General features: G+C 71.5%; 23 protein-coding genes and 1 pseudogene. 16 read left to right on the top strand and 8 right to left on the bottom strand.

The window, feature by feature from the left end:
* Nucleotide 1: 1 nt before the first annotated feature.
* From E4F61_RS08040 to E4F61_RS08005, 8 genes are all read left to right on the top strand, one after another.
* Nucleotides 2–463, top strand: coding sequence for a PTS sugar transporter subunit IIA (locus E4F61_RS08040; RefSeq protein WP_133479157.1), 462 nt, complete (start codon nt 2–4; stop codon nt 461–463).
* Entirely contained in the window at nt 460–1,410 is a 951-nt protein-coding gene (hprK, locus tag E4F61_RS08035) for an HPr(Ser) kinase/phosphatase (protein ID WP_133479156.1), read from the top strand. Before E4F61_RS08040 ends, hprK begins: the two co-directional genes overlap by 4 nt.
* A complete protein-coding gene (gene rapZ, locus E4F61_RS08030) occupies nt 1,407–2,285 on the top strand; it encodes an RNase adapter RapZ (RefSeq protein WP_133479155.1) in 879 nt (292 codons plus the stop codon). The genes hprK and rapZ overlap by 4 nt, the downstream gene beginning before the upstream one ends.
* A gap of 43 nt (nt 2,286–2,328) precedes the next feature.
* Nucleotides 2,329–2,721 (top strand): PTS sugar transporter subunit IIA, encoded by a 393-nt coding sequence (locus tag E4F61_RS08025; protein WP_133479154.1) that lies wholly within the window; start codon nt 2,329–2,331, stop codon nt 2,719–2,721.
* A gap of 109 nt (nt 2,722–2,830) precedes the next feature.
* Complete coding sequence (locus E4F61_RS08020) at nt 2,831–3,100, top strand: HPr family phosphocarrier protein (protein ID WP_133479153.1); 270 nt, start codon at nt 2,831–2,833, stop codon at nt 3,098–3,100.
* 4 nt (nt 3,101–3,104) lie between these two features.
* Nucleotides 3,105–4,823, top strand: a complete 1,719-nt coding sequence (gene ptsP, locus E4F61_RS08015; RefSeq protein ID WP_133479152.1) for a phosphoenolpyruvate--protein phosphotransferase — start codon at nt 3,105–3,107, stop codon at nt 4,821–4,823.
* A gap of 149 nt (nt 4,824–4,972) precedes the next feature.
* Nucleotides 4,973–6,334, top strand: coding sequence for a magnesium transporter (gene mgtE / locus E4F61_RS08010; RefSeq protein ID WP_133479151.1), 1,362 nt, complete (start codon nt 4,973–4,975; stop codon nt 6,332–6,334).
* Between the two features lie 68 nt (nt 6,335–6,402).
* Nucleotides 6,403–7,422, top strand: a complete 1,020-nt coding sequence (locus E4F61_RS08005) for an HDOD domain-containing protein (RefSeq protein ID WP_133479150.1) — start codon at nt 6,403–6,405, stop codon at nt 7,420–7,422.
* Nucleotides 7,423–7,429: 7 nt separating this feature from the next.
* On the opposite strand, the gene E4F61_RS08000 is transcribed toward E4F61_RS08005, so the two are convergent.
* The 5 genes from E4F61_RS08000 to E4F61_RS07980 all read right to left on the bottom strand — a co-directional run bounded on the left by E4F61_RS08000 (nt 7,430) and on the right by E4F61_RS07980 (nt 11,803).
* Nucleotides 7,430–8,335, bottom strand: a complete 906-nt coding sequence (locus E4F61_RS08000; RefSeq protein ID WP_133479149.1) for an aspartate carbamoyltransferase catalytic subunit — start codon at nt 8,333–8,335, stop codon at nt 7,430–7,432.
* A 3-nt stretch (nt 8,336–8,338) separates the two neighbouring features.
* On the bottom strand, nt 8,339–8,800 hold the full coding sequence (gene ruvX / locus E4F61_RS07995) for a Holliday junction resolvase RuvX (RefSeq protein ID WP_133479148.1): 462 nt from the start codon (nt 8,798–8,800) through the stop codon (nt 8,339–8,341).
* A gap of 2 nt (nt 8,801–8,802) precedes the next feature.
* On the bottom strand, nt 8,803–9,378 hold the full coding sequence (locus E4F61_RS07990; protein WP_133479147.1) for a YqgE/AlgH family protein: 576 nt from the start codon (nt 9,376–9,378) through the stop codon (nt 8,803–8,805).
* A 96-nt stretch (nt 9,379–9,474) separates the two neighbouring features.
* Nucleotides 9,475–10,644, bottom strand: a complete 1,170-nt coding sequence (locus tag E4F61_RS07985) for a PilT/PilU family type 4a pilus ATPase (protein WP_133479146.1) — start codon at nt 10,642–10,644, stop codon at nt 9,475–9,477.
* A gap of 121 nt (nt 10,645–10,765) precedes the next feature.
* Nucleotides 10,766–11,803: a type IV pilus twitching motility protein PilT gene (locus tag E4F61_RS07980; RefSeq protein ID WP_133479145.1), complete on the bottom strand. Its 1,038-nt coding sequence runs from the start codon at nt 11,801–11,803 to the stop codon at nt 10,766–10,768.
* A 118-nt stretch (nt 11,804–11,921) separates the two neighbouring features.
* On the opposite strand from E4F61_RS07980, the gene E4F61_RS07975 reads away from it, so the two are divergent.
* The 4 genes from E4F61_RS07975 to E4F61_RS07960 are packed head-to-tail and all read left to right on the top strand — an operon-like array spanning nt 11,922 to nt 14,237.
* Complete coding sequence (locus E4F61_RS07975; protein WP_133479144.1) at nt 11,922–12,617, top strand: YggS family pyridoxal phosphate-dependent enzyme; 696 nt, start codon at nt 11,922–11,924, stop codon at nt 12,615–12,617.
* Complete coding sequence (locus E4F61_RS07970; RefSeq protein WP_133479143.1) at nt 12,614–12,886, top strand: hypothetical protein; 273 nt, start codon at nt 12,614–12,616, stop codon at nt 12,884–12,886. Before E4F61_RS07975 ends, E4F61_RS07970 begins: the two co-directional genes overlap by 4 nt.
* A gap of 50 nt (nt 12,887–12,936) precedes the next feature.
* The gene (gene proC / locus E4F61_RS07965) at nt 12,937–13,764 is read left to right on the top strand and encodes a pyrroline-5-carboxylate reductase (RefSeq protein WP_133479142.1); all 828 of its coding nucleotides are present in this window, start codon (nt 12,937–12,939) and stop codon (nt 13,762–13,764) included.
* An 8-nt stretch (nt 13,765–13,772) separates the two neighbouring features.
* Nucleotides 13,773–14,237: a DUF4426 domain-containing protein gene (locus E4F61_RS07960; protein WP_133479141.1), complete on the top strand. Its 465-nt coding sequence runs from the start codon at nt 13,773–13,775 to the stop codon at nt 14,235–14,237.
* Between the two features lie 3 nt (nt 14,238–14,240).
* On the opposite strand, the gene E4F61_RS07955 is transcribed toward E4F61_RS07960, so the two are convergent.
* Entirely contained in the window at nt 14,241–15,062 is an 822-nt protein-coding gene (locus E4F61_RS07955; protein ID WP_425480126.1) for an ABC transporter substrate-binding protein, read from the bottom strand.
* Nucleotides 15,035–15,631: a pyridoxamine 5'-phosphate oxidase gene (gene pdxH, locus E4F61_RS07950; protein ID WP_238382855.1), complete on the bottom strand. Its 597-nt coding sequence runs from the start codon at nt 15,629–15,631 to the stop codon at nt 15,035–15,037. Before pdxH ends, E4F61_RS07955 begins: the two co-directional genes overlap by 28 nt.
* Before the next feature lie 127 nt (nt 15,632–15,758).
* Between pdxH and E4F61_RS14860 the strand changes: the two are divergent.
* The 4 genes and pseudogenes from E4F61_RS14860 to hemE form a co-directional block, all read left to right on the top strand.
* Nucleotides 15,759–16,241 (top strand): annotated as a pseudogene (locus tag E4F61_RS14860) (shikimate kinase); the annotation flags it as partial.
* A gap of 27 nt (nt 16,242–16,268) precedes the next feature.
* Nucleotides 16,269–17,387: a 3-dehydroquinate synthase gene (aroB, locus tag E4F61_RS07945; protein ID WP_425480124.1), complete on the top strand. Its 1,119-nt coding sequence runs from the start codon at nt 16,269–16,271 to the stop codon at nt 17,385–17,387.
* A 48-nt stretch (nt 17,388–17,435) separates the two neighbouring features.
* On the top strand, nt 17,436–17,687 hold the full coding sequence (locus tag E4F61_RS07940; protein WP_133479138.1) for a WGR domain-containing protein: 252 nt from the start codon (nt 17,436–17,438) through the stop codon (nt 17,685–17,687).
* Nucleotides 17,688–17,737: 50 nt separating this feature from the next.
* The gene (hemE, locus tag E4F61_RS07935; RefSeq protein WP_133479137.1) at nt 17,738–18,814 is read left to right on the top strand and encodes a uroporphyrinogen decarboxylase; all 1,077 of its coding nucleotides are present in this window, start codon (nt 17,738–17,740) and stop codon (nt 18,812–18,814) included.
* A 47-nt stretch (nt 18,815–18,861) separates the two neighbouring features.
* Here the strand turns inward: hemE and E4F61_RS07930 are convergent.
* Nucleotides 18,862–19,704: ATP-binding protein (locus tag E4F61_RS07930; RefSeq protein ID WP_133479136.1), on the bottom strand; the 843-nt coding region annotated here is incomplete at its 5' end.

Here is a 19,704-nt window from a genome sequence, read left to right as displayed (position 1 = left end):
CATGCCCTTCGCCGACCTGCTCAACCGCGAACGCATCGGGCGGGTCGGCGCATGCCTCGATCGCGACGGCGTGCTCCAGCACGTCGCCGCCCTGCTCTCGCAGCCCGTGGAAGGCCACGGGCTGCCCGCACTCGACGTCGCCGAGCGCCTGCGCCAGCGCGAACGTCTCGCCACCACCGCGCTCGGCCACGGCGTTGCCATTCCGCATGCGCGGATGCCCGGACTGGACCGCGCGCGCGCGGCATTCGTGCTGCTGGACCGCGCCGTGCCGTTTGCCGCGGCCGATGCCCGGCCGGTCGACCTGGTCTTCGCGATGGCCGTGCCCGACGACGACGTCGCGGGCCATCTGGCGCACCTCGGCGAGGTGGCCGAGCGGTTTTCCGACGCCGGCTTCCGCGATTCGCTGCGCGCGGCCGGCGACGACCGCGACCTCGCCCGTCGCCTTCTGGGAACCGACGCATGAACGCACGCATCAGCGCGCAGGAGCTGTTCGACCAGCAGGCCGAGCGCCTCGCGCTGCGCTGGGCCGCCGGCCGAAGTGGTGCGTCGCGCGTGCTTGAATCGGGCGATACGGTATCGCGCCGACCGTCGCTGGGCGGCTACCTCAACATCATCTATCCCAACCGCGTGCAGATCCTCGGCACCGAGGAACTCGACTGGCTCGATGGCCTCGATTCGCGCATGCGCTGGAAGACGATCGAGAAGATCATGGAGTTCCGCCCGCTGGCGCTGGTGATCAGCAAGAACCAGCCCTGCCCCGAGGACCTGCGCCTCGCCGCGGAGGAAACCGACACGCCGCTGTGGATCTCGCCGCGACGCGGCCATGAACTGCTGAACCACCTGCAGTACCACCTGGCGCGCAAGCTCGCGCCGCGCGTCACGCTGCACGGCGTGTTCATGGAGATCTATTCGATCGGCGTGCTGATTACCGGCGAAGCCGGCGCCGGCAAGAGTGAGCTCGCACTGGAGCTGATCACGCGCGGACATCGGCTGGTCGCAGACGACGCGCCCGAGTTCACCCAGATCGCGCCCGACGTGCTCGACGGCGCCTGCCCGGAGCTGCTGCAGGACATGCTGGAAGTGCGCGGCCTCGGCGTGCTCAACATCCGCCAGATGTTCGGCGACACCGCAGTCAAGCGGACCAAGTACCTGCGCCTGATCGTGCACCTGACGCGGCCCTCGCTCGAGCCGACGCCGGGCGGGATGGAACGCATCGTGGGCGACCTCGGCATGCGGCGCGTACTCGATCTCGACGTGCCGATGATCAGCCTGCCGGTGATGCCGGGCCGCAACCTTGCGGTGCTCACCGAGGCGGCCACGCGCACGCACATCCTGCGCGCCAAGGGCGTCGATCCCGCCGCCGCCTTCATGGCACGGCACAGCCACTTCCTCGAACGGGGCGACTCGTGAACGCACGCACCGCCACGCTCGTGCTCGTCAGCGGCATGTCGGGCTCCGGCAAGTCGGTGGCCCTGAACACGTTCGAGGACCTCGGCTTCTACTGCGTCGACAACCTGCCCGCGACGCTGCTGCCCGGGCTGGTCGCCGACGTCACCGGGGGCGACGACGGCGGCCCGGCGAAGATCGCGGTCGGCATCGACGTGCGCAACCGGCACGACGAGCTCCATCGCGTCCCCGAGGCACTCGCGGCCGTCGGTGCACTCGGTTTCGATCCGCGGCTGGTGTTCTTCGACGCCGGCGATGCGGTGCTGCTCAAGCGCTATGCCGACACCCGCCGCCGCCATCCCCTGAGCCGGCTGACGCAGTCGCTGCCGGAGGCGATCGCGCTCGAGCGCGAAGTGCTGCGGCCGCTGCGCCAGCTGGCCGACGCGGTGGTCGACACCAGCGACATGAACGTGCACCAGCTGCGCCGCCACGTCACCACCGAGTTCGGGCTCGGCAGCGAGGCGGGCATGTCGCTGCTGTTCGAATCGTTCGCGTACCGGCGCGGCGTCCCGGCTGGCGCGGACTTCGTGTTCGACGCACGCGCGCTGCCGAACCCGCACTGGATCCCCTCGCTGCGCCCGCTGTCGGGCCGCGACGCCGCGGTGAGCGACTACCTGCTCGACCAGCCCGACGTCGAGGAATTCTTCCTGCAGGTCCGCGGCTTCCTCGACACGTGGCTGCCGCGGCTGCAGGCCGACAGCACCCGCAGCTACGCGACCATCGCGTTCGGATGCTCGGGCGGCCGGCACCGCTCCGTGTTCCTCGCCGAACGCATGGCCTCGCACGCGCGCGCCTCCGGCTGGCAGGAAGTGGCGGTGCATCACCGCGAGCTGGACTGACGGCCGCTTCCGGACGGTCATGCGCCTCTGCTAACGTCGGGGCATGGCCGTCGGCATCCTGCTCGTCACCCACGAAGGCATCGGCAGTGCGATGAAGCACGTCGCCGAGCGGCTGCTCACGCCGCCGCCGCTGCGCATCGAATGCTTCGAGGTGCCGTTCGACGCCGATCTCGCGACGGTGCTGCCGCTCGCGAGCGCGGCGCTCCGGCGTGCGGACGGCGGCGACGGCGTGCTGGTGCTGACTGACCTGTACGGCGCGAGCCCCGCAAACGTCGCATCGCGGCTCGCGCAGCTCGGCACGCCGGTGCGGCGCGTGTCGGCGCTCAACCTGCCGATGCTGCTGCGCGTGTTGAATTACGGCGACCTCGCGCTGTCCGACCTGCCCGGCATCGCCGTCGCCGGCGGGCGCAACGGCGTACAGGTCGACGATGTCTGATGCGGTCGGGGCTTCGTGGCCCTGCCCCGAACCGCCGGACGCCCGCCGAGATCCAGGATTCCCTCCCTCCACCGTCCGCACGACCGAAACGCGAAGACCCACGTCCCCCATGATCGAACGCGACCTCACCGTCTCCAACCGCCTCGGCCTGCATGCGCGCGCCACCGCGAAGCTCGTGCAGCTGCTGGCGCCGTTCCGGAGCCATTGCACCCTCACCGCGAAGGGTCGCGAGGTGAACGCCAAGAGCATCATGGGCGTGATGCTGCTCGCTGCCGGCCAGGGCACGCAGGTGAAGCTGCGCGCGGAAGGCGAGGACGAGATGGCGGCCGCCGACGCCGTGCAGGCGCTGTTCGAGCGCCGCTTCGACGAGGACAGCTGATCGCATGCGCAAGGCGCTGACCGGACAGGGCGCGTCCCGCGGCACCGTGCTCGGCCGCGCGCGGGTGCGCCTGCCGCACGCGCTGCAGATCGCCGAGCAGCACCTGCTGCCCGAGGAGGCGCCGGCCGAACTCGCGCGGCTGCATCGCGCGATCGACGCGGTGCGCGCCGAAATGCATGTACTGCGTGCGCGGCTGCACGGCGCGCTCGCGCAGGAGGTCGGCGAGTTCCTCGATCTGCACGCGCTGCTGCTCGACGACCCCGAACTGCTGCACGGCCTCGACGAGCTCGTCCGCGTCCGCCACTTCACCGCCGACTACGCGCTGCGCGTGCAGCGCGATCGGCTCGCGGGCGTGTTCGAGGCGATGGACGATCCCTACTTCCGCAGCCGGGTCGAGGACATCGACCAGGTGATCGGCCGCGTGCACGCCGCGCTGCATCGTCGCGAATGCGAGCTGCGCGGCTTCGCCGGCGAGATCCTGGTGACGGAAAGCGTGGCCCCGGCGGAGATGGCGCAGCTGCAGGCGCAGGGCGTCGTGGGGCTGGTGACCACGGGCGGCAGCCCGCTCGGCCACACCGCGATCCTCGCGCGCAGCCTGCACATGCCGCTGGTGGTCGATTGCCAGGGCGCGCTCGATCTCACCAACGACGGCGATGCACTGATCGTCGACGGCGGCAGCGGGCGCGTCGTCATCGAGCCGAACGCGGACGATCTCCGCGAACACCAGGCGCGCGAGCGTGGCCACGTGCGCGAGCGGCGCCAGCTCGCGCGCCTGCGCCGCGAGCCCACGCGCACGCTCGACGGCGTCGACATCCGCCTGTTCGCCAATGCCGAATCGCAGGACGACGTCTCCGAAGCCCATGCGCTCGGCGCGGCGGGCGTCGGCCTCTACCGCACCGAGTTCCTGTTCCTCCAGCGCAGCGAGCTGCCGGACGAGGACGAGCAGTTCCGCGCGTACCGCGACGTCGTCATGGGCATGAACGGCCAGCCGGTGACGATCCGCACGCTCGACGTCGGCGCGGACAAGACCGATCGCACCGGGCTGACGCTGCGCGATGAACCCAATCCCGCGCTCGGCCTGCGCGGCGTGCGCCTGTCGCTGATGCGGCGTGGGCTGTTCGAGACGCAGCTGCGTGCTGTCCTGCGCGCGTCGGCCTACGGACGGGTGCGCCTGCTGGTGCCGATGGTGACGTGTGGCGAGGAAGTGGTTGCCGTGCGCCGCGAGGTGGCGCGCGTCGCCGCCCAACTGCGCGCCGAAGGCCTGCCGCTGGGCGACGACGTGCCGCTGGGCGTGATGATCGAGGTGCCCGCGGCCGCGCTCGCGCTGCCCGCCTTCATCCGCGAGGTCGATTTCCTGTCGGTCGGCACGAACGACCTCGTGCAGTACCTGCTCGCGGTCGATCGCAACCACGAAGGTCTCGGACGCCTGTACACGCCGCTGCATCCCGCGGTGATCCGCGTGCTGCGCGACACGATCCGGCTCGCGCAGCGCCATGCCTGTCCGATCGCGGTCTGCGGCGAAATGGCCGCGGCGCCGGAGTACGCGCCGCTACTGCTCGCGCTCGGGCTCACCGACTTCAGCCTGCATCCCGGGACGATGCTCGAGGTGCGGCAGCGCATCCGCGACTGCGACTTCGCTGCGCTCCAGGCCAAGCGGTCGGCGTTGCTGCGCGCCCGCGACCGCGAGGCCATCGAGCGCTGGCTCGCGGGCGTCGGGGCCTGAGCCGTCCAGCGAAACGTGCGCCGCGGCTGTCCATCGCGCGACGCAGCGGCGATAATGCGCGCATGAACCTTTGACCCTGGTCGCGCGGCATCCGTGCCGGCGGCTGCGACCTTTCCCACGGACCCACCGGTCCCCGCCGGGACGCGCGCATGGCCGAATCCGTCCGCCACGAGAAGACCGCGCGGCAGCTCAGGCTGCTGTCGGACGCGCTCGACAGCGGGCGGCTCGGCCCGGTCCGCCGCCTCGTCAACACGCTCTCGGCCGCCGAGATCGGCAACCTCCTCGAATCGCTGCCGCCGGCCAAGCGCACGGTGGTGTGGGGGCTCGTCGACGCCGAGGACGACGGCGAGGTGCTGGTGCACGTCGGCGACGAGGTGCGCGAGGGCCTGCTCGCGGAGATGGACCCCGACGAGATCGTCGCGGCGGTCGAGGACCTCGACATCGACGACCTCGCCGACCTCGTCGAGGACCTGCCTGACGCAGTGATCGAGCAGGTCCTGCTGTCGATGGACCGCGACAACCGCGAGCGCCTCGAGCAGGTGCTGTCGTACCCCGAGGACACCGCCGGGCGCCTGATGAACCCCGACGTGGTGACGGTGCGCGCCGACACCACCATCGAGGTCGTGCTGCGCTACCTGCGCCTGCGCGGCGAGCTGCCGGAGCACACCGACCACCTGTACGTCGTCAGCCGGCGCCACCAGTACCAGGGCCGCATCGCGCTCGCCGACCTGCTTACGCAGGAGCCGTCCACGCCGATCAACCGCCTCGTCGACGACGAGCAGGACGCGATCTACGTCGGCGAGACCGCCGGCGAAGTCGCGCGGCAGTTCTCCGACCACGACTGGGTGAGCGCGCCGGTGGTCGACGGCGGCAACATCCTGCTCGGCCGCATCACCATCGATGACGTCGTCGACATCATCCGCGAGCAGGCCGAGCACCAGGCGCTGTCGGCCGCGGGCCTCGACGAGGACGAGGATCTCTTCAGCCCGGTGCCGCGTGCGACCCGGCGACGCCTGCTTTGGCTCACGATCAACCTCGCCACCGCCTTCGTGACGTCGTACGTCGTCGGCCAGTTCGAAGGCTCCATCGAGAAGCTCGTCGCGCTCGCGGTGCTGATGCCGATCGTCGCCGGCATGGGCGGCAATGCGGGCACGCAGGTGCTGGCGCTGATGGTGCGCGGCCTCGCGCTGGGCCAGGTCGGCTTCTCGAACTACCTCGCGCTGCTGTGGAAGGAATGCAAGGTCGCGTTGCTCACCTCGATGGCGCTCGGGCTCATCCTCGGCACGATCGTGCAGCTGCGCTACCAGGACTGGGGCCTGAGCGTGGTCATCGGCGCCGCGCTGGTGATCAACCAGCTCGCGGCCGCGACCGCCGGCGTGCTGATCCCGCTGTCGCTGCGCCGGCTCGGCTTCGACCCGGCGCTCGCCAGCGGCATCTTCCTGACCACCGTCACCGACGTGATGGGCTATTTCTCGTTCCTGGGACTCGCGACGCTGTTCCTGCTCAAGTAGGCGCGCCCGCAGCCGCTAAGATTCCGGGGACCGGTCGTCCGACGGTCGGCCAGGGAAGGGGATTTCCGATGCTTACGCGCCTGCTGCGCCGCCTGCAGGGCCGCTCCGCGGCCGGGATGCCGGCCGACCTCGATTCCGTGCCGGCGCCCGCCGGGTTGGACGAGACGTTCGCCGATGGCGGCGATGCCTCGGTGGTCGAGCCGGGTGTCCTCGCCTCCGCCTTCGTGCGCCATCTCCTCGACGCGCCCCCGGGCGAGACGCCGGCCGATGGACTCGCGCAGGACATCCTGTCGCGCCTGACGACCCACGCCGAGCGCCTCGACGTGGCGCGCCTGCCCCGCCTGCCCGCGCTCGTGCCGCAGCTGCTCTCGGCGCTGCGTCGCGACGACAGCGACGCCAATTCCCTGGCCGCGCTGCTCACGCGCGATCCGACGCTCGCCGGCGAAGTGGTGCGCGTGGCCAACAGCGCCCACTACCGACGCGGCGCGCCGATCACCGCCCTGCCCCAGGCCGTCGGCGTGATCGGCAACGACGGGCTGCGCTACGTCGTGCTCACCAGCGTGATGCGTCCGATCCTGCAGGCCGATCCCTCGCAGCAGGCGGCGCGCTGCGGCGAATGGCTTTCGCGGCAGGCGGAAGCGCGCACGTGGCTCTGCGGTGAACTCGCCGCGGCCGCGGTCTGCGACGCCGGCGAAGCGCAGCTCGCTTCCGTCATCGCCTCCACCGGATTGGCCGCGCTGCTGCGGATGATGCCGCGCACGCTCCTCGCGCAGGCCGCTGCCGACCCGGGGTTCGCACCCGCCTTCCTCGCGCTCGCGTCTGAACTTTCCGCGCGCGCCGCGGCGCACTGGCGCATGGAGGCACGCCTGTGCAGCGCACTCGCGGCGATGGCGTCGCCGTCGCAGGACGATGCCCCGCTGGCACGCACGCTCGTCGCCGCCGATCGCCTTTCGATGCTGCACGCGCTGCGGATCGCGGATGCGATCGACGACACGGCCCGCGTATCGCCCACCGCGGCCACGCGCAGCCGGGACGCGCGCCTGCTCGCGACGCTGCAGGCGCTGGAAGGCGAACCGGTCGAGGCCTGACGCCGGCTCAGCCGGCGAGCAACCGCTCCAGCACCGCCATGCGCACGGCGACGCCGTTCGCAACCTGGCGCAGGATCAACGACCGTGGCCCGTCGGCCACTTCGTCGGTGATCTCCACGCCCCGGTTGATCGGGCCGGGATGCATCACCACGGCGTCCGGCGCCGCGCGCGCGAGCCGCGTCGCGGTGATGCCGTAATCGCGGTGGTAGCCCTCGAGCGAGTCGACCAGCCCATCCTCCATGCGTTCGCGCTGCAGGCGCAGCGTCATCACGGCGTCGGCGCCGTCGATGGCCTCGTCCAGGTCGTGCGTGACGTGACACCCGGCGAGGGTCGCGTCGTCCGGCAACAGCGCCGACGGTGCGCAGACGCGCACGTCCGCGGCACCGAGTGCGCGCAGGGCGTGCAGGTCCGACCGCGCGACGCGCGAATGCTTCACGTCGCCGACGATGGCGATCTTCAGGCGCGCGAAATCCTCGCCCTTGGCCTGCCGCAGGGTCAGCATGTCGAGCAGACCCTGCGTGGGATGCGCGCTGCGTCCGTCGCCGGCATTCACCAGCGCCGTACCGGGACGCGCCGCGTCGGCCCGGCGCGCGACGGCGCCGTCGTCGTGATGTCGCACGATGAAGCCGCGCACGCCCATCGCTTCGAGGTTGCGCATGGTGTCGAGCGCGGTCTCGCCCTTGCGGGCCGACGACGTCGAAACATCGAAGTTCAGCACGTGCGCGCCGAGGCGTTGCGCGGCCAGCTGGAAGCTCATGCGCGTGCGCGTGGACGGCTCGAAGAACAGCGTGCAGACCGCGGTGCCGCGCAGCGCGTCGGAATCGCCCGCCAGGTCGGCGAAGTGCTGCGCGCGGTCGAGCAGCTCGACGACGGTGGCGCGGGGCATGCCGTCGAGCGTGAGCAGGTGCTGCATGGTCTATCCGGTGAGGGTGGCTTCGAGCTCGACCGCATCGGCCGGCGAGGCCAGCCAGCGCTCGATGATGATGGCGGCCGCGACGGCGTCGAGCACCTGCGCGTCGCGGCGACGCTTGCCGCCCTGCGCCCGTTCGACCGCGAAACGCTGCGCGGCCTCGACCGACGAGGAGCGCTCGTCGATCAGCATGACGGGCTTGCCGAAGCGGCGCCCGAGGTCGCGTGCGAAGGCGTGGGCGCGCTTGCGGATCGGCTGGTCGCCGCCGTCGAGCGTCATCGGGTCGCCGACGACGAAGCCGTCGGGGCGCCATTCGCGTACCAGCTTTTCGATCGCCGGCCAGTCGGGGCCGCTCGCATGTACGTCGACCACGGCCACCGGCCGCGCGCCGCAACCGAACACGCTGCCGACCGCGACGCCGATCCTGCGCGCGCCGACGTCGAAGCCGAGGACCGTCGTCGCGCCCATGGTCAGGCGTGCCCCGTGTAATCGGCCAGCCGCGCCAGGTCGACACCGATCCGGCCGGCCGCGGCCTGCCAGCGCTCCTCGAGCGGGGTGTCGAACAGCAGCGCCGGGTCGGCCGGCGCGGTCAGCCAGCTGTTGTCGGCGGTGAGTTCCTGCTCGAGTTGCCCGGCGCCCCAGCCGGCGCAGCCGAGCGCGATCACGGCGTGGTCCGGGCCTTCGCCCTTCGACATCGCCTCCAGGATCTCGCGCGAGGTGGTCAGGTAGAGGTCGTCGCCGATCGCCAGGGTGGAATCCCACTGCGGGCCGCCGTCATGGATCACGAAGCCGCGCTCGCGGTGCACCGGGCCGCCGTTGAGCACCGGCTGGGCGCGCATCGCCTCGGAGCCGCCGTCGAAACCCATCTGCTCCAGCACCTCGCCCACCGTGTACTCGGACGGTCGGTTGACGACGATGCCGAGCGCTCCGTCCTCGTCGTGCTGGCAGATCAGCGCGACGCTCTTCGAGAAGCCGGAGCCCGAGAGCGACGGCAACGCGATCAGCAGCTGGTTCGCGAGGGGCGTCGGGCTGTCGGGCAGTGACATGCCTGCATTCTGCCCACCGGATGCCGGAAGAAGGAAGCCCCCGAACGAACAGGGCGCCCGAAGGCGCCCCATCGCTGCCGTCCGGCGACCGCCGGATCAGCGCAGGTCGGCCATCCCGACGTCGCCCAGGCCCGCGGCCAGCGTGCGGGCGTCGCCGCCCTGCGCGAGCTTGATGCGCAGGCGCACCTCGTTCTGCGAGTCGGCGAAGCGCAGGGCGTCCTCGTAGGAGATCTCCCCGGCCTGGTACAGCTCGAACAGCGCCTGGTCGAAGGTCCTCATGCCCAGGTTGGTCGATTCCTTCATGACCTCCTTGAGCTTGTGGATCTCGCCGTCGCGGATGTAGTCCTGCACCAGCGGCGTGCCGAGCAGGATCTCCATCGCGACGCGGCGGCCCTTGCCGTCCGGCGTCGGGATCAGCTGCTGCGCGACTACGCCCTTGAGATTGAGCGAGAGGTCCATCAGCAGCTGCGTGCGGCGGTCTTCCGGGAAGAAGTTGATGATGCGGTCCATCGCCTGGTTGGCGTTGTTCGCGTGCAGCGTGCACAGCACGAGGTGGCCGGTCTCGGCGAACGCGATCGCGTGGTCCATGCCTTCGCGCGTGCGCACCTCGCCGATCATGATCACGTCGGGCGCCTGGCGCAGCGTGTTGCGCAGCGCGGCTTCCCAGCTGTCGGTGTCGATGCCGACCTCGCGCTGCGTGATGATGCAGCCCTCGTGCTTGTGCACGAACTCGATCGGGTCCTCGATCGTGATGATGTGGCCGGTCGAGTTCTTGTTGCGGTAGCCGATCATCGCAGCGAGCGAGGTCGACTTACCCGTGCCGGTGGCGCCGACGAACATGATGATGCCGCGCTTGGTCATCGCGAGCGTCTTGATGATCGGCGGCAGCTGCAACTCGTCGACCGTCGGGATCTGGCTCTCGATGCGGCGCAGCACCATGCCGACCTGGTTGCGCTGGTAGAAGCAGCTCACGCGGAAGCGGCCGACGTTGGCCACGCCGATCGCGAAGTTGCACTCGTGGGTCTTCTCGAACTCCTCGCGCTGCTGCGGGTTCATCACGCTGAGCACGAGGTCGCGCGATTGCTGCGGCGTGAGCGGCTGCTGCGTGATCGGCGAAATCTTGCCGTGGATCTTGATCGACGGCGGCATGCCGGCCGTGATGAAGAGGTCCGAGGCGCGGTGCTGCGCCATCAGCTTCAGGTACGACGAGAAGTCGATCGAGCCGGGACTTGCGGCCGGCGAGGGGGAAGCGGGGGACGTGCTCATGGGGGATCTCCGCGTGACTTCTCAGGTGGGCCGCGTCCGGCGACCGGCCACCGCGACGACATCGCTCCGGGGCGCGCGGTGGCCCGCGCCACGGAGCCCGCCCGAAGGCGGGCGTTCGGACTCACTCGAACAGGCGCTTGTCCCGCGCGTACTCGCGGGCCTGCGGCTTGAGGATGAGGCCGCGCTTCACGAGGTCCTGCAGGTGCTGGTCGAGCGTCATCATGCCGGCCGCCTGACCCGTCTGGATCGACGAGTACATCTGGGCGACCTTGTCCTCGCGGATCAGGTTACGGATGGCCGGCGTGCCGACCATGATTTCCCAGGCCGCCGTACGACCGCCGCCGACCTTCTTGAGCAGCGCCTGCGAGATCACCGCGCGCAGCGACTCCGACAGCATCGAACGCACCATCGGCTTCTCGCCGGCGGGGAACACGTCGATGATGCGGTCGATCGTCTTCGCGGCCGACGACGTATGCAGCGTGCCGAACACGAGATGGCCGGTTTCCGCGGCGGTGAGCGCGAGGCGGATCGTCTCGAGGTCGCGCAACTCGCCGACCAGGATGTAGTCGGGATCCTCGCGCAGCGCCGAGCGCAGGGCTTCGTTGAAGCCATGCGTGTCGCGATGGACCTCGCGCTGGTTGATCAGGCACTTCTGCGAGGTGTGCACGAACTCGATCGGGTCTTCGACCGACAGCAGGTGCGCGTACTCGTGCTTGTTGATGTGGTCGAGCATCGCCGCGAGCGTGGTCGACTTGCCCGAGCCGGTCGGCCCGGTGACGAGGATCAGGCCCTGGGGCTGGTTGATCAGGTCGCGGAAGATCGGCGGGCAGCCGAGGTCTTCCAGCGTGAGCACTTCCGACGGAATGGTGCGGAAGACCGCCGCGGCGCCCCGGTTCTGGTTGAACGCGTTCACGCGGAAGCGCGCGAGGCCCGGGATCTCGAACGAGAAGTCGACCTCGAGGAACTCTTCGTAGTCGCGTCGCTGCTTGTCCGACATGATGTCGTACACCAGCGCATGCACCTGCTTGTGCTCGAGCGCCGGGATGTTGATGCGGCGCACGTCGCCATCGACGCGGATCATCGGCGGCAGGCCGGCCGACAGGTGAAGGTCCGACGCCTTGTTCTTGACCGAAAAGGCCAGCAGCTCGGCGATATCCATTGTGTTCCCCGTGAGAATCGATCCCTCCGATCCGCGCGGCCGTGGCCGTCCGGACCCCCTGAGGGCAGTATAGGACCCCGCCCTGCCCCGGCAATCGGCCGGTTCCAAGGACACCGACGTGCTCGCCGACGCCCTTCGCGAGGTCTCCGAAACCCTTTATAGCGCGGCTGCCGCGGCCGGATGCAATCCGCCCGTACTGGTCGCCGTTTCGAAACTGCAACCTGCGACTGCGATCGCGGAACTCGCGGCCGCCGGGCAGCGCGATTTCGGCGAGAACTACGTGCAGGAGGCCCTGCGCAAGCGGCAGGAGCTTGAAGCGGCCGGCGTCGCAGTGCCGCTCACCTGGCACCTGATCGGTCACCTGCAGGGCAACAAGGCCCGGGAAGCGGCCGTGGCCTTCGACTGGGTGCAGTCGGTCGACCGCCCCTCCATCGCCGCCGCGCTGGCCCGCCACCGCCCGGCCGACCGCGAACCGCTCAACGTGCTGCTGCAGGTCAACGTCGACGACGAGTCGTCCAAGCACGGCTGCCATCCCGACGAGGTGCCCGCGCTCGCGGCCGCGGTCGCCGCGGAACCCACGCTGCGACTGCGCGGGCTGATGATCAGTCCCGCGCCGTGGCCGGACCTCGAAGCGCGCCGACCCGCGTTCCGCGCCGCGAAGCAGCTCTTCGACGCGCTGCGCGCCGCGCATCCGGGCGTCGACACGCTGTCGATGGGCATGAGCGACGACTACCTGCTGGCGCTCGGCGAAGGCGCGACGATGGTGCGCATCGGCAGCGCACTGTTCGGCGCGCGACCGCCGCGCGCGACGTGAGCGCCGTCGGCCTGCGCAGGCTGCTGCGGATGACCGCGGCGACGCTGGCGGCGGGACTCGGCGGGCTGGCGACGCTCGCGATCGCGATCGTCCTCGCGTCGCTGCGGTTCGAACGCTGCGGCCCGAGCCGCCTGGACGCGACGCAGGCGGCGTGTCGCCTCGGTGCGCAGGTGCTGGCCGGCGCGTATGTCCTGCTCGCGATCGCGCTCGTGCTGGGCGCGGCCACGCTCACGCTGCTGTGGCGCCTGCGGCGCGAACGCGGGCGCTGAGCGACATCGCGCGCGGGCTATCCTGCGGTACCCGATCGAGGACCGCATCGATGACGAACGCCCCGCTTCCCGAGATCGCCTTCATCGGCGGCGGCAACATGGCCCGCAGCCTCATCGGCGGGCTGGTCGCGCAGGGCCGGCCGCCGTCGTCCATCCGCGTGGCCGAGCCGGTCGATGGCCTGCGCGACGCGCTGGCGCGGGACTTCGGCGTGCGGGTGTTCGCGAACGCCGCCGAGGCCGCGCAGGGGGCGTCGACCTGCCTGCTCGCGGTGAAGCCGCAGGTGATGCGCGACGTCTGCGGCGAGCTGGCGGGGATCGCGGCGTCGAATCCGCTCATCGTTTCGATCGCCGCGGGCATCACCAGCGCGCAACTCAACCGTTGGCTGGGCGGCGGCCGCGCGGTGGTGCGTGCGATGCCGAACACGCCCGCGCTGATCGGCCAGGGCGTCACCGGGCTGTTCGCCACGCCGGCGGTCAGCGCCGCGCAGCGCGACGACACCGAAGCGCTGCTGCGCGCCGCCGGCCCGACCGCATGGATCGCCGACGAGTCATTGATGGACGCGGTCACCGCGGTGTCCGGCAGCGGCCCTGCGTACGTCTTCCTGCTGGCGGAGGCGATGCAGGCCGCGGCGGAGCGCCAGGGCCTGCCGGCCGACGCCGCCGCGCTGCTGGTGCAGCAGACGCTCGCGGGTGCCGCCGCGATGCTCGCGCGGTCGGGCGAGCCCGCCTCGGTGTTGCGCGCGCGCGTCACCTCGCCGAACGGCACCACACAGGCGGCGATCGAAACGCTGCAGGCCGGCGGCTTCGAATCGCTGGTCGACCGCGCCATCGACCGCGCCACGCAGCGTGGCCGCGAACTCTCCGCCGCCAACGATTGAGGCCGCCCATGCGCACGATCGCCCTCGCCCTCCTCGTCGCCACCGCCCTCGCGGGCTGCGGCCGCGATTCGACCCCCGCCACCGCCTCGGCCAGTGCCGCCGCGCAGGAGGCGCAGGCGCGCGTGGGGGACGTCACCGTGCATGCGAGCGTCGTGCAGACGTCGACGCTCGACGCGTCGATCGCGCAACGGTACGGACTGGAGCGCTCCGATCGCATCGCGCTGCTGCTGGTGAGCGCGCGGCGCGACGGCGACGCGCCGCTTCCGCCGACGCTTACGATCGAAGCGCGCGCATCGGCGGGGTCGGCGGCGGCAACGCCGATCGCGCTGCGTCCGCTCGAGATCGACGGGTCGGTGGATTACGTCGGCACGGTCGACATCGCCCCGCCCGAAACCCTGCGCTTCGACGTGGTGGTGAATTACGGCACCGCGGCGTCGACCCTGCAGTTCACGCGCGACTTCTATCCGCGCTGACGCTCAGGTCCGCTTTGCCGCCCACGCCTGCACGATCCGCTGAAGCTCGCGCACGCCGTCGGTGAGCGCGGCCGGCCCGGGCTGGAGAATCAGGGGCGACTTGATTTCGTGCAGCTCGCCGTCGCGCACCGCCGGCACGTTCTGCCAGCCCGGACGCGCGGCGACGCGATCGGGGCGGAACTTCTTGCCGCACCACGAGCCGATGATGATGTCCGGCGCTGCGTCGATGATTTCGCGTTCGTCGGCGACGATGCGCTGCTTCGCCAGCGGCTCGATCGAGCGCGCCGGCAGCAGGTCGATGCCGCCCGCGATCTCGACCAGTTCGGCGACCCAGCGGATGCCGCTGATGATCGGCGTGTCCCATTCCTCGAAGTAGACCTTCGGCCGCACCGGCAGGGCGCGGCCGGCCGCGCGGATCGCGTCGAGGTCGCGCGCCAGCGCGTCGGCATACGCGTTCGCGTGCTCGTGGGCGCCGACCAGCGCGCCGAGGCGGCGGATGTAGTCGAGGATGCCCTCGACGCTGCGATGGTTGCTGATCCACACCTCGACGCCGCGGCGGATCAGCTCCGACGCGATGTCGGCCTGGATGTCGGAGAAGCCGATCGCCATGTCCGGCGCGAGCTTGAGGATCTCGTCGATCTTCGCGCTTGTGAACGCGCTGACCTTCGGCTTCTCCTTGCGTGCGCGCGCCGGCCTGACCGTGAAGCCGCTGATGCCGACGATGCGGTGGTCCTCGCCGAGCGCGTAGAGCGTTTCCGTCGGCTCCTCGGTGAGGCAGACGATGCGGCGCGGTCCCGTCACGGGTAGAGCATCCGCGTGGTCCAGTCCCCCGCGGCGTCGCGCTCGTAGACGTGGCGCTCGTGCAGGCGGAACTGCGCGCCGTACCAGAACTCGATGCGCCGCGGCTTCACCCGGAAGCCGGTCCAGCGCGCCGGCCGCGGCACGTCCCGCCCGTGGAATTCGTGCTCGACCTGCGCCAGGCGCGCGTCGAACTCGCCCGCGGATTCGAGTGTTTCGGACTGCTTCGATGCCCACGCGCCGAGCTGGCTGCCGCGCGGGCGCGACGCGAAGTAGGCGTCGGCTTCGTCGTCGCCCACCGTCACCACCTCGCCCTCGATGCGCACCTGCACGCCGTTGGCCACGCGCGGCCAGTGGAACAGCAGCGCGGCCTGCGGATTGGCCTGCAACTCGCGGCCCTTGCGACCGTCCATGTGCGTGTAGAACACGAAGCCGCGCGCGTCGTGCGCCTTGAGCAGCACCATGCGCACCGATGGCCGCGCGTCGAGCGCCGCGGTAGCCACGGCCATCGCGGTGGGATCGGGCTCGCCGGCGTCGCCGGCCTGTGCGAACAGGCGGTCGAAGGTGGCGAGTGCGTCGGCGAGCAGGTCGGGGATCTCCATCGCGGTATTGTGATGCGATGCCCGAGACCCTGCACGCCGCGCCGGCCGCACCCCTGTCCGCTGTGATCGCTCGATCGATCGCCGCCACTGCGCGCGGCGTGCCGACGCCGGCGGTGATCGCATGAATCGCCGGCGTTCGTGGGTGCTGGTGGGGCCGACCGGGGCCGGCAAGACGACCGTCGGCCGTGCGCTCGCCGAACGCTGGCAGCGGCCGTTCGTCGACCTCGATTCGCTGATCGAGGCGCGCACCGGTCGAACGGTCGTCGAGATCTTCGCGCACGACGGCGAGGCGGCCTTCCGCACGCTGGAAGCCGCGACGCTGGCGGAGGCATTGCTGCTCGACGGCGCGGTGATCGCGACGGGCGGCGGTGCGGTGCTCGACGCGGACAGCCGTCGACGCATGCGCGAGTCCGCCGCGGTGGTGCACCTGCATGCGGACGTGGACACGCAATCCGCGCGCCTCGCGGCGTCGACCGATCGCCCGCTGCTCGCGCAGAGCGATCGCGGGACGGTGCTGCGGGCCATGGCGGAGGCGCGCACGCCGCTCTACGCGTCAGTCGCCGACCTGCGCATCGACACGACCGGCCGCGATACGCAGGCGGTGATCCAGGCGGTCGAGGCCGCGGCGGCGTTGGCGGACGCACCGCCCGGCGCGTGGCGTCACCTCGACGTCGAGAGCCCACGCGGCGCGTATCCGATCCACGTCGGCCCGGGCCTCGTCCGCTTCGGCCGCGCGCTGGCCGAAGCGGTGCGCGGTCGGCACGTGCTGGTGGTGACCGACGCGAACGTTGCGCGGCTGCACTTGCCGGTGCTGCAGGCGAGCCTGGCGCGGCACCGGCCGGCGCTCGCGGTCGGCGTGCACGTGATGGCGCCCGGCGAGGCCGAGAAGACGCTCGACGCCTGGCGCGAGGTGATCGACGCCCTCGCACGCCTGGGCGCCACGCGCGATGCGACCGTGGTCGCGCTCGGCGGCGGCGTCGTCGGCGACCTCGCGGGGTTCGCCGCGGCCTGCTGGATGCGCGGCATCGACGTCGTCCAGGTGCCGACCACGCTGCTGGCGATGGTCGATTCGTCGGTGGGCGGCAAGACCGCGGTCGACCTGCCGGCGGGGAAGAACCTGGTCGGCGCGTTCCATCCACCGTGCGCGGTGGTCGCCGATACCGCCTGCCTGGCGACGCTGCCCGAGCGCGAGCTGCGTGCCGGCCTGGCGGAGGTGGTGAAGTACGGCGCCGTGTTCGACGCGGCGTTCCTCGACTGGTTGGAGGCCCACGCCGACGCACTGCTCGCCCGCGACCCGGACGCCCTCGGCGACGCCGTGCTGCGGTCCTGCGCGTACAAGGCGCAGGTCGTCGCGCGGGATCCGTTCGAGCGCGGCGAGCGTGCGCTGCTGAATTTCGGCCACACGTTCGGCCATGCCATCGAGACCGAACAGGGCTATGCGGGCGCTGCCGGCGGCCTCGTGCACGGCGAGGCGGTGGCGGTCGGCATGGTGCGGGCAGCGCGCCTGTCCGCCGCGCTGGGCCGCGCGCCGTCGGCCGATGCCGATCGGCTCGAGCACCTGCTGGCACGGTTCGGCCTGCCCACCGCGGTGCCGGGCGGTCTCGACGCGGGCGCCCTGCTCGCGCGCATGCGCCTGGACAAGAAGGCCGATGCCGCCGGCCTGCGCTTCATCCTGTGGGACGGCCTCGGCCGGGGCGCGATCGTCCGCGACGTTCCGGAGGTCGCGGTGCTCGAGGTCCTCCGGGCCTGATCGCCGCGCCGACGCGGCCGGCGCAACGCAGCCGCTACAATTCCGCGGATGCGACTGCTCCTGCAACAACGGCCCGAAGGCCGCGAGGCCCCGCGCTTCGTCCAGCTCATGCTCCAGCCCGACCTCCTCGGCGGCTGGACCCTCGTGCGCGAGACCGGCCAGATTGGCGGCAAGAGCACCGTGCGTCGCGAGCAGTTCCTCGACCAGCAGGCCGCGATCCAGGCACTGGAGAGCGCGCGCGACCAGCAGATCAAGCGCGGCTTCCAGCTGATGTTCGCCGAAGGCGCGACGCCGCGCTGAGCGCGCATCTTTTCCCCACGCTTCCCGAAGCGACGTTCGAGACCCGTCCGATGCCGCATGCCCCGCTCCAGAACGACCGCTTCCTCCGCGCGCTGCGCCGCGAGCCCGTCGACCGCACGCCCGTGTGGCTGATGCGCCAGGCCGGCCGCTACCTGCCGGAGTACCGCGCCACGCGGGCGCGCGCCGGCAGCTTCCTGGCCATGGCGAAGAATCCGGAACTGGCCTGCGAGGTCACGATCCAGCCGCTCGAGCGTTTCCCGCTCGACGCCGCGATCCTGTTCTCCGACATCCTCACGGTGCCGGATGCGATGGGTCTGGGGCTGTATTTCGTCGAAGGCGAAGGCCCGAAGTTCGAGCGACCGGTCCGCACCGCCGCCGACATCGCGAAGCTCGCGGTGCCCGACGTCGGCACGGACCTGCGCTACGTCACCGATGCGGTGTCGCTGATCCGGCGCGAGCTGGGCGGACGCGTGCCGCTGATCGGTTTCTCCGGCAGCCCGTGGACGCTGGCCTGCTACATGGTCGAGGGCGGCGGCAGCAAGGACTTCGCGCGCGTGAAGTCGCTCGCGCTGAACGACCCGGCGGCAATGCACTGCCTGCTCGACGTCACCACCGACGCCGTCATCGCCTACCTCGACGCGCAGCGCCTCGCAGGCGCGCAGGCGATGCAGGTGTTCGATACCTGGGGCGGCGTGCTGTCGCCCGCGATGTACCGCGAGTTCTCGCTGCGCTACCTCGAGCGCATCGCGCGTGAGCTGCCGCGCGGCGACGGCGCGGACCGGGCCCCGCTGATCCTGTTCGGCAAGGGCAACGGCGCGTACCTCGAAGCACTGGCCGCGACCGGCGCGGAAGGCGTCGGCGTCGACTGGACGGTGGACCTCGGCGACGCCGCGCGGCGCACGGGCGGACGCGTCGCGCTGCAGGGCAACCTGGACCCGGTGACGCTGTATGCGTCGCCCGAGGCGATCCGTCGGGAAGTCGGCCGTGCGCTCAATGCGTACCGCGACGGCAACGGCGGCTCGCGCGAGGGCCACGTGTTCAACCTCGGCCACGGCATGTCGCCGGACATGTCACCCGAGCACGTCGCCGTGCTGGTCGACGCGGTGCATTCGCTCAGCGCACGCTGAGCGCTGCCGCCTCGGGTCGCATCACGCGACCGGAGTGCTGCGGAGCTTCAGGCGTCGAGCGGCTGAGTGCGCCGTTCGAGCACCTCGCGCAGCATCGCGCCGGTGACCGGCTTGCGCAGGAACGCGTCGAATCCGGCCTCGCGCGAACGCGGCTCGGCGTCCACGTCGGCGCGCGCGGTCACCGCGACCAGCGGCGCCTCGAAACCGGACGCGCGCAACTGCCGCGCGAGCGCGAACCCGTCCATGCCCGGCAGGTCGAGGTCGAGCAGCGCCGCATCGAAGCGCTGCAGGTGGATCTCCGCCATCGCCGCGAGCCCGTGCGCGACGTGCCGGACCCGGTGTCCGCCCGCCTCCAGCAGGCCCTTCACCACCGCGGCCACGGTCGGATCGTCCTCGACGAGCAGCAGCGACAGCGGGCGCATCTCCGTCCGTGCCTGCGAGGCCGGCTCGGATGACGGCACCGCCTCGCGCAAGGGCAGGTCGACGTGGAAGGCGGCGCCCTCGCCCGGCGTGCTCTGCACGCCGATGCGGCCGCCCATCGCCTGCGCGAGTTCGGTGCTGATCGCCAGCCCGAGGCCACTGCCGCCGTACCGCGCGGCGGTGCGCGCGCCATCGGCCTGCTGGAACCGGCGGAACAGCTTCGCGCACTGCGCCGCCGACAGACCGGGCCCGGTATCGGCCACGACGAAACGCACGACGTCCGCCGAGCGCATAACCCGCAGCGTCACGCCGCCGCGCTCGGTGAACTTCACCGCGTTGCCCAGCAGGTTGAGCAGGATCTGGCGGATCCGGCTGCAATCGCCGTGCACGCCGCGCGGGACGTCGGCGGCGAGCTGGAGTTCGAAGTCGAGGCCGCGGTGCCGCGCGAGCGGCCCGACCAGCGCGCCGAT

This window comes from Cognatilysobacter segetis (assembly GCF_004359965.1).
GTDB classification, from domain to species: domain Bacteria; phylum Pseudomonadota; class Gammaproteobacteria; order Xanthomonadales; family Xanthomonadaceae; genus Cognatilysobacter; species Cognatilysobacter segetis.
Note: the sequence above shows the minus strand (reverse complement) of the source record. Positions and strands in the feature narration are given on the sequence as shown.